Annotated in this window: 15 protein-coding genes; 13 read left to right on the forward strand and 2 right to left on the reverse strand. The window is 63.9% G+C overall.

Annotated elements, in window-relative coordinates; translation table 11 throughout:
* The first annotated feature begins 61 nt into the window (after positions 1–61).
* From rpsA to LV82_RS09095, 8 genes are all read left to right on the forward strand, one after another.
* Complete coding sequence (rpsA, locus tag LV82_RS09060; RefSeq protein ID WP_104070987.1) at positions 62–1,744, forward strand: 30S ribosomal protein S1; 1,683 nt, start codon at positions 62–64, stop codon at positions 1,742–1,744.
* Positions 1,745–2,042: 298 nt separating this feature from the next.
* Positions 2,043–2,324 (forward strand): integration host factor subunit beta, encoded by a 282-nt coding sequence (ihfB, locus tag LV82_RS09065; RefSeq protein WP_104070989.1) that lies wholly within the window; start codon positions 2,043–2,045, stop codon positions 2,322–2,324.
* Positions 2,325–2,333: 9 nt separating this feature from the next.
* The gene (locus LV82_RS09070) at positions 2,334–2,696 is read left to right on the forward strand and encodes a lipopolysaccharide assembly protein LapA domain-containing protein (RefSeq protein WP_104070990.1); all 363 of its coding nucleotides are present in this window, start codon (positions 2,334–2,336) and stop codon (positions 2,694–2,696) included.
* Entirely contained in the window at positions 2,693–3,349 is a 657-nt protein-coding gene (locus tag LV82_RS09075) for a phosphoribosylanthranilate isomerase (protein ID WP_104070992.1), read from the forward strand. The genes LV82_RS09070 and LV82_RS09075 overlap by 4 nt, the downstream gene beginning before the upstream one ends.
* Positions 3,350–3,450: 101 nt before the next feature.
* Positions 3,451–4,677 (forward strand): tryptophan synthase subunit beta, encoded by a 1,227-nt coding sequence (gene trpB, locus LV82_RS09080; protein WP_104070993.1) that lies wholly within the window; start codon positions 3,451–3,453, stop codon positions 4,675–4,677.
* Positions 4,678–4,844: 167 nt separating this feature from the next.
* Entirely contained in the window at positions 4,845–5,363 is a 519-nt protein-coding gene (locus tag LV82_RS09085; RefSeq protein WP_245873128.1) for a PepSY domain-containing protein, read from the forward strand.
* A gap of 85 nt (positions 5,364–5,448) precedes the next feature.
* Positions 5,449–5,856 carry a PepSY domain-containing protein gene (locus LV82_RS09090; RefSeq protein ID WP_104070995.1) on the forward strand — a complete coding sequence of 136 codons (408 nt, stop codon included), beginning with the start codon at positions 5,449–5,451 and terminating at the stop codon, positions 5,854–5,856.
* Between the two features lie 27 nt (positions 5,857–5,883).
* Positions 5,884–6,423, forward strand: a complete 540-nt coding sequence (locus tag LV82_RS09095; protein WP_104070996.1) for a helix-turn-helix transcriptional regulator — start codon at positions 5,884–5,886, stop codon at positions 6,421–6,423.
* Here LV82_RS09095 and LV82_RS09100 read toward each other — a convergent pair.
* Both LV82_RS09100 and LV82_RS09105 read right to left on the reverse strand, forming a co-directional pair.
* Positions 6,420–7,227 (reverse strand): IS5 family transposase gene (locus LV82_RS09100; RefSeq protein ID WP_425427744.1). Its coding sequence is split into 2 segments (ribosomal slippage): positions 6,420–6,899 and positions 6,901–7,227, totalling 807 coding nucleotides; the frame shifts between segments, so codons are not numbered across the junction. The two genes, LV82_RS09095 and LV82_RS09100, sit on opposite strands and share 4 nt — an antisense overlap.
* Before the next feature lie 452 nt (positions 7,228–7,679).
* Positions 7,680–8,891 (reverse strand): ROK family transcriptional regulator, encoded by a 1,212-nt coding sequence (locus LV82_RS09105; protein ID WP_342750183.1) that lies wholly within the window; start codon positions 8,889–8,891, stop codon positions 7,680–7,682.
* Between the two features lie 177 nt (positions 8,892–9,068).
* Here LV82_RS09105 and LV82_RS09110 point away from each other — a divergent pair, with 177 nt between their 5' ends.
* The 5 genes from LV82_RS09110 to pdeM all read left to right on the forward strand — a co-directional run bounded on the left by LV82_RS09110 (position 9,069) and on the right by pdeM (position 15,260).
* On the forward strand, positions 9,069–10,082 hold the full coding sequence (locus LV82_RS09110) for a sugar ABC transporter substrate-binding protein (RefSeq protein WP_104070999.1): 1,014 nt from the start codon (positions 9,069–9,071) through the stop codon (positions 10,080–10,082).
* A 103-nt stretch (positions 10,083–10,185) separates the two neighbouring features.
* Entirely contained in the window at positions 10,186–11,265 is a 1,080-nt protein-coding gene (locus tag LV82_RS09115; protein ID WP_104071001.1) for an ABC transporter permease, read from the forward strand.
* Positions 11,262–12,050, forward strand: a complete 789-nt coding sequence (locus tag LV82_RS09120; RefSeq protein WP_211289197.1) for an ATP-binding cassette domain-containing protein — start codon at positions 11,262–11,264, stop codon at positions 12,048–12,050. Before LV82_RS09115 ends, LV82_RS09120 begins: the two co-directional genes overlap by 4 nt.
* A gap of 90 nt (positions 12,051–12,140) precedes the next feature.
* Positions 12,141–14,540, forward strand: coding sequence for a ligase-associated DNA damage response DEXH box helicase (locus LV82_RS09125; RefSeq protein ID WP_104071004.1), 2,400 nt, complete (start codon positions 12,141–12,143; stop codon positions 14,538–14,540).
* Positions 14,541–14,582: 42 nt separating this feature from the next.
* Positions 14,583–15,260, forward strand: coding sequence for a ligase-associated DNA damage response endonuclease PdeM (gene pdeM / locus LV82_RS09130; RefSeq protein ID WP_104071006.1), 678 nt, complete (start codon positions 14,583–14,585; stop codon positions 15,258–15,260).
* Positions 15,261–15,262: the final 2 nt, after the last annotated feature.

The following is a 15,262-nucleotide window of genomic DNA, read 5'->3' on the forward strand; positions in this document are numbered from 1 at the left end:
AAAGACCGGCGGAGCCAACCGCATGGCCAGTCAAACACGACGAAAAGGATAATTGAACCGCATGTGCGCTAAAGCCACGATGGAGGAATTCGAAGCCCTCCTGAACGAAAGCTTCGAACTGGACACGCCTCAGGAAGGCAGCGTCGTCAAGGGCAAGGTCATCGCCATCGAGGCGGGCCAGGCCATCATCGACGTGGGCTTCAAGATGGAAGGCCGCGTCGATCTGAAGGAATTCGCCAATCCGGGCGAGGCGCCCGACATCAAGGTCGGCGACGAGGTCGAGGTCTATCTGGAGCGCGTCGAGAACGCGCGCGGCGAGGCCGTGCTGAGCCGCGAGAAGGCCCGCCGCGAGGCCGCCTGGGATCGGCTTGAAAAGGCCTATGCCAATGACGAGCGCGTCGAAGGCGCGATCTTCGGCCGCGTCAAGGGCGGCTTCACCGTCGATCTGGGCGGTGCCGTGGCCTTCCTGCCGGGCAGCCAGGTCGATGTGCGTCCCGTGCGCGATGCCGGCCCGCTGATGGGTCTGAAGCAACCCTTCCAGATCCTGAAGATGGACCGCCGCCGCGGCAACATCGTGGTTTCGCGCCGCGCGATCCTGGAAGAAAGCCGCGCCGAACAGCGCGCCGAGGTCATTGCCAACCTGTCCGAGGGTCAGGTCGTGGAAGGCGTGGTCAAGAACATCACCGAATATGGCGCCTTCGTCGATCTGGGCGGTGTTGACGGCCTGCTGCATGTCACCGACATGGCGTGGCGCCGCGTGAACCACCCGTCGGAGATCCTGTCGATCGGCGAGACGGTGAAGGTTCAGGTCATCAAGATCAACAAGGACACGCACCGCATCAGCCTGGGCATGAAGCAGCTGCAGTCCGATCCCTGGGATCAGGTCGAGCAGAAATATGCCGTTGGCTCGGTGCATCGCGGCCGGGTGACCAACATCACCGATTACGGCGCCTTCGTCGAGCTGGAGCCGGGCGTCGAGGGTCTGGTCCATGTCAGCGAGATGAGCTGGACCAAGAAGAACGTCCATCCGGGCAAGATCGTCTCGACCAGCCAGGAAGTCGACGTCATGGTGCTGGAAATCGACAGCGCCAAGCGTCGCGTCAGCCTGGGCCTGAAGCAGACCCAGCGCAATCCGTGGGAAGTCTTCGCCGAGACCCATCCGGTCGGCACCGTCATCGAAGGCGAGGTCAAGAACATCACCGAATTCGGTCTGTTCGTCGGCCTGGACAACGATATCGACGGCATGGTGCACCTGTCCGACCTGTCCTGGGATCAGCGCGGCGAGGAAGCCATCCAGAACTACCGCAAGGGCGACATCGTCAAGGCGGTCGTCACCGAGGTCGATGTCGAGAAGGAACGTGTCTCGCTGTCGATCAAGGCGCTGGATGACACCTTCTCGGAAGCGATCGACGGCATCAAGCGGGGTTCGGTCATCACCGTCACCGTGACCGCGATCGAGGAAGGCGGCATCGAGGTCGAATACAACGGCATGAAGTCCTTCATCCGCCGTTCGGACCTGTCGCGCGACCGTTCCGAGCAGCGCCCCGAGCGCTTCCAGGTCGGCGACAAGGTCGATGTCCGGGTCACCAATGTCGATCCGAAGACGCGCAAGCTGTCGCTGTCGATCAAGGCGCGCGAGATCGCCGAAGAGAAGGAAGCCGTGCAGCAGTATGGCTCGTCCGACTCGGGTGCCTCGCTGGGCGAGATCCTTGGCGCCGCGCTCAAGGGGTCGAACGACAAGTAATCCTGCCAAGACCGGCAGATCGGTGGCCCCGCCCGAAAGGCGGGGCCATTTTCGTTGTGCGATGCCCCGCGAATCGGTCCGGGCGGGGTGCGCGTCGCGAGGGCGGGCACCGCCGCGATGCTGCGCTGCAGTGACGCGGAAACGCCCCGCCGATGACCCGAAGACGGGCCAGATGCCCCAGCTTTGTGGGCGAAATTCCCGTGTTTCCAATGGCTTTCTGTTTGTTCGGGGCGCGTTTGGCCCTATAGTCGGCCGGTATCGTGAAGGCTGCCCGAGAGATGCCGACAAGGGGGGATAGATGATCCGATCGGAGCTGATCCAGAAGATCGCAGAGGAAAACCCGCACCTGTATCAGCGGGATGTCGAAAGGATCGTGAACACGATCTTCGAGGAAATCATCGAAGCTCTGGCCCGCGGCGACCGGGTCGAGCTGCGCGGTTTCGGCGCCTTTTCGGTCAAGAAGCGTGACGCGCGGACAGGGCGCAACCCGCGCACCGGCGAGACGGTCCATGTCGAGGAAAAGCATGTTCCGTTCTTCAAGACCGGAAAGCTCTTGCGGGACCGGCTGAACGGGGGGTAAGCACGCAACATGCTTCGTCTGTTCCGCATCCTCTTTCTGACGCTGTTGGCTATCTGCCTGATCGCCGTCGCCTCGGCCAATCGCCAGATGATAACCCTGCGCGCCCTGCCGCAAGAGATGGACCAGTTCCTGGGCCTGTCCTGGTCGGTCGAGGTGCCGCTGTTCATCGCCATCTTTGCCGGCATCGTTGCGGGGCTGGGTATCGGCCTTGTCTGGGAATGGTTCCGCGAGGCCAAGCATCGCGCCGCCGCCGCCGAGAACCGTCGCAAGGCGCGCCAGCTGGAGCGTGAGGTCGAACGCCTGAAGACCGACAAGAACACGCCCGAGGACGAGATCCTGGCCATTCTGGATGGCAAGAAAGCCGGGGCATGAAACCAGCCGACGGATCGGTACGGGTCAAGATCTGCGGCCTGCGTGACATGGATGCGCTGCAGGCGGCCGTCGAGGCCGGCGCGGCCTATCTGGGCTTTGTGTTCTATCCCCGCTCTCCGCGCCATGTCGAGGTCGAGCAGGCGGCAAGACTGGCCCTGGATGTGCCCGTCGGCGTGGCCAAGGTGGCGCTGACCGTCGATGCCTCGGATGACGAGCTTGACGCGATCCTGTCTTCTGTTCCGATCGATCTGCTGCAGCTTCACGGGCGCGAAAGCCCTGAACGCGTCGCCCGGATACGCGAAAGATTCGGATTGCCGGTCATGAAGGCCGTGGGTGTGGCGGGGCCCGAGGATCTGCCGGCGATCGACTCTTATGGCCGCGTTGCCGACCAGTTGCTGATCGACGCCAAGGCACCGAAGGGCGCCGCTCTTCCCGGCGGCAACGGTGTGGCCTTCGACTGGAAACTTGTCGTGCGCAAATACTGGCCCTGTCCGTGGATGCTGGCCGGTGGCCTGACGCCGGAAAACGTGGCCGAGGCCGTGCGCCAGACGGGTGCCCGTCAGGTTGATGTCTCCTCCGGGGTCGAGCGTGCGCCGGGCGTCAAGGATCCCGACCTGATCCGGGCCTTCATCACAGCCGCCAAAGGGGGCTGAAACCCGCACTGGTCGCAATGGTTTGACCCCTGCGGCCAGCGCGCACCTTTACGCGCCCCGCGCCCCGCGCTAATCCGACAGCAACAGCGGAGGACTGCACCATGGGCATCGAGAAGACCAACAGTTTCACGAACGGACCGGACGAACGCGGGCGGTTCGGCATATTCGGCGGCCGCTTCGTCAGCGAAACGCTGATGCCGCTGATCCTCGAGCTGGAAGCGGAATATGAGAAGGCCAAGACCGACGACAGCTTCTGGGCCGAGATGGATTTCCTCTGGAAGCATTATGTCGGCCGTCCCTCGCCTTTGTACTTCGCCGAACGCCTGACCGAGCATCTGGGCGGCGCCAAGGTCTATATGAAGCGTGACGAGCTGAACCACACGGGTGCGCACAAGATCAACAACGTGCTGGGTCAGATCATCCTTGCCCGCCGCATGGGCAAGACCCGGATCATTGCCGAGACGGGCGCGGGCCAGCACGGCGTGGCCACGGCGACGGTCTGCGCGAAGTTCGGGCTGAAATGCGTGGTCTACATGGGTGCCCATGATGTCGAGCGACAAAAGCCCAACGTCTTTCGCATGAAGCTGCTGGGGGCCGAGGTGGTTCCCGTCACCTCGGGCCGTGGGACGCTGAAGGATGCCATGAATGATGCCCTGCGCGACTGGGTGACCAATGTGCGCGATACCTTCTATTGCATCGGCACGGTTGCCGGGCCGCATCCCTATCCGGCGATGGTGCGGGACTTCCAGTCGATCATCGGCAAGGAAGTGCGCAGCCAGATGATGGAGGCCGAAGGGCGCCTGCCCGATACGCTGGTCGCGGCGATCGGGGGCGGCTCGAACGCGATGGGTCTGTTCTATCCGTTCCTCGATGAAAGCTCGGTCCGGATCATTGGCGTCGAGGCTGGCGGCAGGGGCGTGGACGAGAAGATGGAACATTGCGCCAGTCTGACCGGCGGTCGGCCCGGCGTGCTGCATGGCAATCGCACCTATCTGTTGCAGAACGAAGATGGCCAGATCCTGGAAGGGCATTCGATCTCGGCGGGTCTCGACTATCCCGGGATCGGTCCCGAACATGCCTGGCTGCACGAAACCGGCCGGGCGGAATATGTCGCCATCACGGATGAAGAGGCGCTGGAAGCGTTCCAGCTGTGCTGCCGCATGGAGGGTATCATCCCCGCGCTGGAGCCCAGCCATGCGCTTGCCCATGTCATGAAGATCGCACCCGATCTGCCGCGCGACCATATCATCTGCATGAACATGTGTGGGCGCGGAGACAAGGATATCTTCACGGTGGCAAAGCATCTGGGCGCTGAAATGGGCTTCTGAGGCGCCTAAACCATGGTTTAGGCGCCCTTGCCCCGGGTTTATGGGGGCGAATCTAAACTTCGGCTCAATGGCCTGTCCGCATCCCGGCTGGTTTCCTGCATGCATCGCGACCGGTTCGATGGTTTGCCGGCATCGCGGAGGAGAAAAATGTGTCAGGAGGAAAGACAATGATGATGCGGAAACTTGCAATCGCGACCGCGACGCTGATGTTCTCAAGCGGCCTCGCCATGGCCGAGGTTTCGACCGAGGCGCTCGTCTCGGACCTGCAGTCGCAGGGCTTTGACTGGATCGAGGTGAAGCGCGGCCCGACCCAGATCAAGGTCGAGGCCGTCAGGGATGGCGTGAAATACGAGGTCGTCTATGACCGCGAGACCGGCGCGGTAATCAAGAGCGAGACCGAGTCTGCCGGCGACGATGCCGGGCGCAGCGGTGTCGAGGTGCGCGACCGCGACCGCGATTTCGTCAAGGAAGGGTCGGCCAGTTCGGACGACGACGATTCCGACGGCAAGGGCCGTGGCCGTGGCCGCGGTCGGGGCGGCGATGACGACGACGATGACGATCGTGACGGCGGCCGTGGCCATGACGATGACGACGACCATGACGATGACGATCGCGACGATGATCGTGGCGGTGATCGGGACGACGATCACGATGACGACCGGGATGACGACCGGGACGACGATTGATCCGCAGCATCCGCCGCGTCCCGGACTTGTCAGCCGGGACGCGCGCGGGGCATGATCTGTCAGAACGATATGGTGCGGGGGGCGCATGAAGCGCAGGACATTCCTGATCGGGTTGTCGGGGGCGCTGGTGGCCCCCCGCATCGCGTTGGCGCGCGACTTCGTTGCCGAAATCGTCGCGCAGCTGGGCGCGGCCGGTTACGAGATCGACAGGATCAGCCGCACCTGGCTGGGCCGCATCCGTATCCGTGCTCACAACGCGCGTGGTGAGCGCGAGATCGTGATCAATCCGGTAACGGGGGAAATCCTGCGCGATCTCTGGGTTTCGGGGCGCTTGCCGGGTGGCCTGTTCGGTGGCACGTCGGGAAGCGATGAAGGCGCGGGCGGTTCGGCTGGGGACGATGGCGGCGGTCGGGGGCGGGGCCGTGGCCGTGGCCGCGGGCGTGGCGGCGACGACGATGACGATCGCGATGACGACGACCACGATGACGACTGACCCGGACAGCACGGAAGGCCGCCGGCGATGCGAGGCGTAGCCACCATTCTTGCAGTCTTCCTGGTACAGTTCATCTGTGCCCTGTTTTTTGTCGGCGATATCGTCGCATCCGTTCTTGGCCTGCCGATCGGGCCCATGCCGTGGGAATACCGCGAGCTTCTCGAGGTCGGCGCGGCATTCGGATTGTTGATCGGGCTGATCTTGGGCGGGGTCCTGCTGCGCCGCGCGCTGGCCGATCGGCGCAGGGCCGAGGAAAGACTTCGCCGAGCTTCCAGCGCCTTTGGTGAACTGCTGATGGAGCGGTTCGACGAATGGGGCCTGACAGCGGCCGAACGCGACGTGGCCCTGTTCGCGATCAAGGGATTGTCCACGGCCGAAATCGCGGCAATCCGTGGCACGTCCGAAGGCACGATCAAGGCCCAGACCAACGCGATCTATCGCAAGGCCGGGGTCAGCGGGCGGCCACAGCTGATAAGCCTGTTTCTCGAGGATCTGGTCCACGACCTGAAACCGGACATGGAAACGGACCCGTCCCGGCCCGCTGCCACGCCCGGTGCCGCAGACTAGGACACCGAATCATAAACGCGCAACCGGATGCGTGTTGCGGCGAGTTTGATGAGGGCGAGGAAATTGGCGTCGTGTTTTTCGTATCGGGTTGCGATGGCCCGGTAGTGCTTGAGCTTCGAGAAAAATCGCTCGATCCGGTTGCGCCGCTTGCAGGCTTCGCGGTCCAGCGGCGGCGGGTCGGACCGGCGCGGGATCGGGCGGATGACGGCGCTTGCACCGACCTTTGCGAGGTGATCGCGCAGGCGATTGCTGTCGTAGGCGGCGTCCGCCAGCAGGGTCTGGCCCGGGCCGACGGTGCCCAGCATGTCGCCGGCGGAGCGGCCATCATGGGCCTGTCCGGCGGTCAGTTTCAGTGTGATCGGCAGACCGCGCGCATCGGTGACGGCGTGGATCTTGGTCGTCAGACCGCCCCGCGAGCGCCCCATGCAGAGGGCTCGAAGGTCAGCCACACCGGCGGCACCGGCGGGCGCCTGGCCCCCTGTTTGCGTTCGCCCCGTGCTGGTGAACGCGGATGGAAGACCTGTCCACCGACTGTTCCGACCCCTCATAAGCTGCGGATACCGCCTCGAATATCCGATCCCAGACTCCCAGCTTCGTCCATCGCACAAATCGATTGTAGCAGGTCGTATAGGGGCCGTAGCGCTCGGGAATATCGGCCCAGGGCGATCCGGTCCGCAGTCGCCAGTAGATGCCATTCAGGACACGACGGTCATCGACCCGCGGCACCCCGCGCGGCTTGTTCGGCAGAAGCGGCTCGATGATCGACCATTCGAAGTCGGTCAGCTCGTAGCGACGATGAGACATGCTGCTCTCCTCTTTCCCAGAAGTGAATCAGCATTTCTCAAACGCCGCTAGCAATTCATGAGTGTGTGACCGAATCGAGCGTGGAGAAAGAAAAGTTCGTGGCAGATCACGCCAAGTGGCGCGGTCTTTGTGCTGAACGAGGGGCAGCCGTCCTGGCTTTGCCGAGACTGGTTCGCACTCGCCTGGCAGTACCGTCAGACTTAGCGGCAATTTGCCGATTTCGGGCGGCGATGCGGCACGTTCTATGATGTGGTCATGCCGGATGGCGGGCGGGTCTGTCACGCATCATACAAGGCGGCCGAGGGCGCGGCCAACGCTCGGTCCGTGGACGAAGGGGTATTTGCAAACCCGCATGGTCAAAGAACGGCTTTGCATCGCCGAAATTCGAATGAATGTCGGCTGGGCGGTTCCGGTTCGACCGTTGTGGGGGCGTTGTGCCACATCTACCATACTTAGCGCAGCGCAAAGGCGGCGTTCGTGTCCAGCAGGTATTGGCGAAGCACCGGGTTCGACGCAGCGCCGATTCCGCGGGCGTTTTCGCCGACGGCGCCGGCCTCGACCCTGGGTGGGATCAGGCCGCGCATGTCCTGATGCACCAGATACCGGCGTACCCTCGCGACAAGCTCATCACGCACGCTGGGTGGAAAGGCGCCATCAATCAGCACTGCCTCGAAGTCGATGACCGAACAGACAGACAACGCGGCCTTGGCAAGCTCCTGTGCGGTCTGACCGATCCACGCCTCGACATGGCGTTCGATCCCGCTCCAGTCCTGCGGTTTTTGCCAAAGAACGGCCGCATCGATACCGGCCTCGACGAGGCGTCGTTCGAGAAGATGCAGCGAGGCCACGTCGATAAGTTGCTGGCTTTCGCCCTGGGGGCCTGTTGTTCGCAATGCGCCAAGGGCCCCGGCATTGCCACGATTGCCTTCATACACAGATCCGTTCAGTACGACACCGCCACCGATGAAAGAGCCGATGAAGAAATAGGCGTAGTCGCGGAATTCCTTCCCGCGTCCAAAGAGATGCTCGGCATGACAGGCGGCGGTTGCATCATTGACCATGAACACCGGAAGGTCGGCGAATGCTCGTACCTCGGCGGCGAAGTCGATGTCTTTCCAGGACCGGAACTCGCGCGCAGCTTCGCCTGAAAGGTCGGCCCAGCGCCACATTTCGAAGGGGATGCCAACCCCGATGCCTGCCAGCCTCTCTTGTCCCGCCGGCGGCAAGGCGTCGTGGGCCGCGGCAAGGCCTTCTTCCAGGAAACGGAATATCCGCTGGGGCGTCGCGATTGGGTAAGTGGCCTGCCGCTGCCAGCGAATGCTGCCCGTTAGGTCAAGCAGCAGAAGGTCGGCCGAGCGCCGCCCGATCCTGAGTCCCAAAGACAGCACACCGTCCGGATCGAGACGCATCGGGATCGAGGGCTTGCCGACCTTGCCTCGTATTGGCTCGCCGCGTGCCAGGATCCGGTCGCGTTCGAGTTCCCGCAGAATGATCGACACCGTCTGCGGACTAAGCCCGGTATGCCGCGCGATATCGCTGCCAGGCATCGGTCCGTTGCGCAACAGAAGCGACAGGATCAAGCGTTCATTGTGGTCGCGAACGCGGCTTTGGTTCACGCCACCGGCCAGTGTCCTGATCTCATTGCCATCCATGGATCGCACCATAGGCGCCTCCCGTGCGCCCTGCAAACATGACACGCCAGATTAGTAAATCAAGTTTATTTATATATTGACAGGCCGCAGTGAATCCGCTTCCCTTGCCTCTGGAAGCCGGGGGAGACCCGGGCGGCCGGGATCGGTGGGGGCCGGTCCATGATTGAAAGCCAATCCTGGGAGGAACAAATGAGAACGCTTCTGACGTCTTCGGTGCTGGCGCTTGCCGCGATGGCGGGCGCGGCCCATGCCGAGATCAGCGCCTGCCTGATCACGAAGACCGACACAAACCCCTTTTTCGTCAAGATGAAGGAGGGCGCCACAGCTGCGGCGCAAGAGAACGGCATCGAGCTGATGACCTTTGCCGGCAAGATCGACGGTGACGTGGAAAGCCAGATCGCCGCGGTCGAATCCTGCATCGCCAGCGGGGTCAAGGGCATCCTGATCACGCCGTCCGACAGCCGGGCGCTGGCGCCGGTCGTCACGCAGGCGCGCGATGCCGGAATCCTTGTCATCGCGCTGGACACGCCTTTCGAGCCCGCCGATGTGGCCGACGCCACCTTTGCCACCGACAATTTTAAGGCCGGCGAACTGATCGGACAATGGGCGCGCGCGAAACTGGGCGATGACGCTGCCAACGCCCGCATTGCGCTGCTGGACCTGAACGCCTCGGAAGTGTCGGTGGACTATCTCCGCGATGGCGGTTTCCTGCAGGGCTTCGGCATCGACATCAAGGATCCGACCGATATCGGCGACGAGGACGATCCCCGTATCGTCGGCCATGACGTGACCAATGGCAACGAGGAGGGTGGCCGCAAGGCGATGGAAAACCTCCTGCAGATCGATCCGAACATCAACGTCGTCTACACGATCAATGAGCCGGCCGCAGCCGGCGCCTGGGAGGCGCTGAAGGCCGCGGGCAAGAGCGCCGATGACGTCATCATCGTCTCGGTCGATGGCGGCTGCCCGGGCGTGCAGAACGTCGCCGAAGGCATTATCGATGCCACCTCGCAGCAATATCCGCTGCTGATGGCCTCCAAGGGTATCGAGGCGATCAAGGCCTGGGCCGAAACGGGCGCCAAGCCCGAAAACACGCCGGGGCTCGACTTCTTTGACACGGGCGTCAAGCTGATCACCGACGATCCGCAAGAGGGCGTGCCGTCGATTTCGTCGAAAGAGGGGCTGGAGCTCTGCTGGGGCTGAGGCTGACAGCAGGCGCGGCGGGGTCATTGCCCCGCCGCGTCGCGTGACCCACGCTGACCGGGGCGGAAAGTGCCCCGTTCAGATCGGACGCAGGGAGTAGGACATGACGAATGCAGGCGGATCTGCCCCGGGGGGGCAGGATTTCGAGCAGGTGCTTGACCACAGCGACGCGCGCGTCGCCCAGTTCCAGCGGCGCCGGACGGCGCTCGACCGCGTGCAGCATTTGCTGCACAACAATCCCACGCTGGTTGCCGTCTTCGTGCTGCTGCTCAGCCTTGTGGCCTTTGGCATCGTGGCCGGGGAGCGGTTCTTTTCGGCCTTCAATCTCAGCCTGATCCTGCAGCAGGTGTCGATCATCGGGATGCTGGCCGCAGCCCAGAGCCTGATCATCATCACCGCCGGGATCGACCTGTCCGTTGCCGCGATCATGGTCCTGATGTCGGTCATCATGGGCAATCTTGCCGTGAACATGGGCGTTCCCACGCCGCTTGCGATCCTTGTCGGCTTTGCCGGAGGCGCTGCCGCGGGGGCGATGAACGGATTGCTGATCACCAAGGTGAAGTTGCCGCCATTCATCACCACCTTGGGTACTTGGTCGATCTTCTTCGCGCTGAACCTGTGGCTGTCGGGCGCCCAGTCCATCCGCAGTCAGGATATCGACGCCAACGCGCCGCTGCTGAAGTTCTTTGGACGCTCGGTGAACGTCGCGGGCGCCCAGATCACCTATGGCGTCGTGCTGATGATCGCACTCTTCGTGCTGCTGTGGTACATGCTGAACTACACGGCCTGGGGGCGACACGTCTATGCGATCGGAGACGACAAGGAGGCCGCTGAAATGGCGGGCATCCGTACCGACCGCACGCTGGTTTCAGTCTATGCCCTGGCCGGGCTTGTCTGCGCCATCGCGGGCTGGGCTTCGATCGGGCGGGTCGGCTCGATCTCGCCCCAATCGTTCTACGAAGGCAATCTGCAATCCATCACCGCCGTCGTGATCGGGGGCATCTCGCTGTTCGGAGGGCGCGGTTCGATCCTTGGCGCGCTGTTTGGCGCGCTGATCGTCGGCGTCTTTCAATCCGGCCTGCGCATCGCGGGCGTGGATGTTCTGTGGCAGGTCTTCGCGATCGGCTGGCTGATCATCATCGCGGTCGCCATCGACCAATGGATCCGGAGGGTTTCGGCATGACCGACAGGAACGTTCCGCTGGTGCAGGCACGGGGCATCGTCAAGCGCTATGGCCATGTCACCGCCATCGACCATTCCGACTTCGAGCTGCGCCATGGCGAGATCCTCGCCGTGATCGGCGACAACGGGGCGGGCAAGTCCTCGATCGTCAAGGCGATCTGCGGCGCGATCCAGCCCGATGAGGGCGAGATCCTGATCGAGGGGAAACCGGTGCGCTTCTCCTCGCCCATCGAGGCGCGCGAGATGGGGATCGAGATTGTCTATCAGACGCTGGCCCTGTCGCCGGCGCTGTCGATCGCCGACAACATGTTCACCGGCCGCGAGATCCGCAAGCCCGGTATCCTGGGCAAGTGGTTCCGGATGCTCGACAAGCCCGCCATGGAGCGTTTCGCGCGCGAAAAGCTGAACGAGCTGGGCCTGATGACGGTGCAATCGATCAAGCAACCGGTCGAGACCCTCTCGGGCGGTCAGCGCCAGGGGGTGGCCGTGGCCCGCGCCGCCGCCTTTGCCACCAAGTTCATCATCATGGACGAACCCACGGCGGCGCTTGGCGTCAAGGAAAGTCGTCGCGTGCTGGAACTGATCAAGGAGGTCCGCGCGCGCGGGATCGCCATCATCCTGATCAGCCACAACATGCCGCATGTCTTCGAAGTGGCAGACCGCATCCATATCCACCGTCTTGGCCGCCGCCTGTGCACGATCGACCCGCGTGACTACACGATGTCCGACGCCGTTGCCTTCATGACCGGGGCAAAGGTCCCCGAGGAGGCGGCCGCCACGGTCTGAAGCGAGAGGGACAGGCTTTCCTGGGGGCTGAACAGAGCGGAGTGGCCTGTATTTCCTTGTCGTCCCGGCTGCTGCCCCTAGATTTGCCACATGATGACCCTTCCGCCCAAGTTCCAGAAGTGGTTCGCCGCGCGTGGCTGGCGGATCCATCCGCATCAGCAAGAGCTTCTGGACTGCAGCTCGGCCCCGGCGACCCTGCTCATCGCGCCGACCGGCGGCGGCAAGACGCTGGCGGGATTCCTGCCCAGCCTTGTCGAGTTGGCCGATGGCAAGCATGGCGGTCTGCACACATTGTACATCTCGCCGCTCAAGGCGCTGGCGGCCGATATCAGGCGCAATCTGGCGCGGCCGATCGCCGAAATGGGGCTGCCGGTCAGGGTCGAGGACCGCACGGGCGACACGCCACAGAGCCGCCGCCGCCGCCAGCGTGCCGATCCGCCGCATATCCTGCTGACCACGCCCGAAAGTCTGGCGCTTCTTGTCAGTTATCCAGACGCTTCGCGGATCTTTGCCGGATTGTCGCGCGTGATCGTCGACGAGATCCACGCGCTGGCCGAATCCAAGCGCGGGGATCAGCTGATGCTTGCGCTGGCCCGGCTTGGATCATTGGCCCCTGGCATGCGGCGCGTTGGCCTGTCGGCCACGGTGGACGACCCGCAGGCGATCGCGGCCTTTCTGGCGCGGCATCCGCAGTCTTGCCGCATCGTGCGGGCGGATCCGGGGCCAAGGCCCGACATCGCGATGCTGACGACAGCCGCTCCTCCGCCCTGGGCCGGTGGTGGGGGACGGCACGCGATACCGGAGGTGCTGCAGGCCATCCGGGCGCATCGCACGACGCTGATCTTTCACAATACCCGGGCGCAGGCCGAACTGTTCTTTCGTGACCTGTGGCTTGCGAACGAGGATGGCCTGCCGATCGCGATCCATCACGGGTCGCTGTCGCGGGAAGCGCGCGAGCGCGTCGAGGCCGCCATGGCCGAAGGAAAGCTGCGGGCCGTCGTCTGTACCGGGTCGCTCGACCTTGGCATCGACTGGGGGGACGTGGATCTGGTAATCCAGATCGGTGCCCCGAAGAACATCAAGCGTCTTGTCCAGCGTATCGGGCGGGCGGGCCACCGGTACAACGCGCCCTCGCGCGCGCTGCTGGTTCCGGCCAACCAATGGGAAGTCATCGAATGCCAGGCGGCGCTGCAGGCGGTATTGGAAAACGACCTTGATGGCGAAGAACGTGGCCCCGGCGGGCTCGATGTCCTGTGCCAGCACATCCTGATCACGGCTTGCGCAGGGCCGTTCGATGCCGATCACCTGTACGCCGAGATACGCACGGCCGGCCCCTATGCAAATCTTGCGCGGGCCGACTTCGATGCCTGTCTGGAATTTTGCGCGACCGGCGGCTACGCGCTGCGCGCCTATGACCGCTGGCAACGTCTGATCCGGCGCGACGGCCTGTGGCAGCTGCGTGATCCGCGCGCGGCCCGCGACATCCGCATGAATATCGGCACCATAACCGAGTCCGAAATGGTGCGCGTGCGCTGGCAAAACCGCCTTGGTGGCCAGCCATTGGGGGAAATCGAGGAATCCTTTGCGGCCACTCTGGCCCCGGGGGACACGTTCCTGATCGGTGGGCAGATCGTGCGCCATGTCGGCCTGCGCGAAATGGTGCTGGAGGTGGCCCCCGCGCCCGGTCGCGAACCCAGGATCGCCGTCTATTCGGGTACAAAGTTCGCGACATCGACCCAGCTTTCCGACCGTATCCTGCGGTTGCTGAACGATTGCCCCGAAACCCTGCCCGAACACGCCGCAAGATGGGTCGCATTGCAGGCACGCCGGTCGCGCCTTCCCAGGCCGGGCAGATTGCTGGTCGAAACCTTTCCCGTCGAAGGCCGCCCCCATGTCTGCGTCTACGGGTTCATGGGACGCAATGCCCAGCAGACGCTGGGGCTGCTTCTGACCAAGCGCATGGAGGAACTGGGGCTTGATCCGCTGGGCTTCGTCGCGGCCGATCACGCAACGCTGATCTGGGGGCTGAACGAGGTTTCAGATCCGGCGCAGCTGTTCGATCCCGACGCCCTGCGCGATGGTCTGGAAGGCTGGCTGATCGGCAATGCCGTGATGAAGCGCACGTTCCGCTCCGTCGCCCTTGTCGCGGGGCTGATCGCCCGCAACCATGCCGGCGCGCGCAAGTCCGGGCGTCAGGCGACGTTTTCCTCGGATATTCTCTATGACACGCTGTGCCGCTACGATCCCGATCACCTGTTGCTGCGCATCACCCGCGACGAGGCCATGCGGGGCCTTGTCGACTTTGCGCGCATCGAGACCCGGCTGGCCGCGATCGGCAATCGTATCGACCATGTGGCACTGGACCGGGTATCGCCCTTCGCGGCTCCGCTCTTGCTGGAACACGGGCGGGTCCCCGTCCATGGCGCGGGGCGCGAGCGCGTGCTGGCGGAAACTGCCGCGCGGCTGATGGCGCAGGCCGGGCTGGACTGACGGGGCATTGCCTTTTGCGCGGTGCAGAGGCACCAAGACCGCATGAACGGATACGGCTTCACCTTTTGCGCGGCGCGACTGGTTGCACTGCCTTCGGGCGCCCTGTACTGGCCCGAATTCGGCTGCCTTGTCGTGTCCGATCTGCATCTGGGAAGATCGGAACGCTACGCCCGCCGGGGCGGCGTACTTTTGCCCCCTTATGAAACTGCCGAGACCCTGGCGCGGTTGCGGCGCGACGTTCAGCAGACGGATCCTGGGGTCATGGTCTGCCTGGGTGACAGTTTCGACGATACCGAAGCCGTCCCGGATGCATCCGGGTTGCGGGCGATCATCGGGGATCTTGCGACGAACCGAAGGTGGATCTGGATCAAGGGCAATCACGATCCCCGGCCGCCGATCTCGATCGGAGAAAGTGCGCGTGAATGGCATCTGGGCCCGCTGGTTTTCCGGCATGAGGCCCGCAAAGGGGATGATGCGTCCGGCGAAGTTTCGGGGCATTTCCATCCAAAGATGCGTCTGGCTGGGCAATGGCGCTCCTGCTTTCTGGTCGATGAAAGGCGCATCATCATGCCCGCCTATGGCCGGTACACGGGGGGTATGGCATGTGACCGCCCCCCGCTGCGCGATCTGGTGCAACCCGACGCGATCGCCGTTCTGACCGGACCACGGGCCTATCCCGTCCCCCTGCTGCGCGCCGTGCCGGCGCGTCGTCCGAGCTGAGC

The organism is Albidovulum inexpectatum (genome assembly GCF_002927635.1).
GTDB lineage: Bacteria > Pseudomonadota > Alphaproteobacteria > Rhodobacterales > Rhodobacteraceae > Albidovulum > Albidovulum inexpectatum.

Coding starts and splice junctions, on each gene's coding strand:
- pdeM (WP_104071006.1), top strand. CDS start 14,583: ATGAACGGATACGGCTTCACCTTTTGCGCGGCGCGACTGGTTGCACTG.
- ihfB (WP_104070989.1), top strand. CDS start 2,043: ATGATCCGATCGGAGCTGATCCAGAAGATCGCAGAGGAAAACCCGCAC.
- LV82_RS09090 (WP_104070995.1), top strand. CDS start 5,449: ATGAAGCGCAGGACATTCCTGATCGGGTTGTCGGGGGCGCTGGTGGCC.
- LV82_RS09095 (WP_104070996.1), top strand. CDS start 5,884: ATGCGAGGCGTAGCCACCATTCTTGCAGTCTTCCTGGTACAGTTCATC.
- LV82_RS09125 (WP_104071004.1), top strand. CDS start 12,141: ATGATGACCCTTCCGCCCAAGTTCCAGAAGTGGTTCGCCGCGCGTGGC.
- LV82_RS09085 (WP_245873128.1), top strand. CDS start 4,845: ATGATGATGCGGAAACTTGCAATCGCGACCGCGACGCTGATGTTCTCA.
- LV82_RS09110 (WP_104070999.1), top strand. CDS start 9,069: ATGAGAACGCTTCTGACGTCTTCGGTGCTGGCGCTTGCCGCGATGGCG.
- LV82_RS09075 (WP_104070992.1), top strand. CDS start 2,693: ATGAAACCAGCCGACGGATCGGTACGGGTCAAGATCTGCGGCCTGCGT.
- LV82_RS09115 (WP_104071001.1), top strand. CDS start 10,186: ATGACGAATGCAGGCGGATCTGCCCCGGGGGGGCAGGATTTCGAGCAG.
- rpsA (WP_104070987.1), top strand. CDS start 62: ATGTGCGCTAAAGCCACGATGGAGGAATTCGAAGCCCTCCTGAACGAA.
- LV82_RS09120 (WP_211289197.1), top strand. CDS start 11,262: ATGACCGACAGGAACGTTCCGCTGGTGCAGGCACGGGGCATCGTCAAG.
- LV82_RS09105 (WP_342750183.1), bottom strand. CDS start 8,891: ATGGTGCGATCCATGGATGGCAATGAGATCAGGACACTGGCCGGTGGC.
- trpB (WP_104070993.1), top strand. CDS start 3,451: ATGGGCATCGAGAAGACCAACAGTTTCACGAACGGACCGGACGAACGC.
- LV82_RS09070 (WP_104070990.1), top strand. CDS start 2,334: ATGCTTCGTCTGTTCCGCATCCTCTTTCTGACGCTGTTGGCTATCTGC.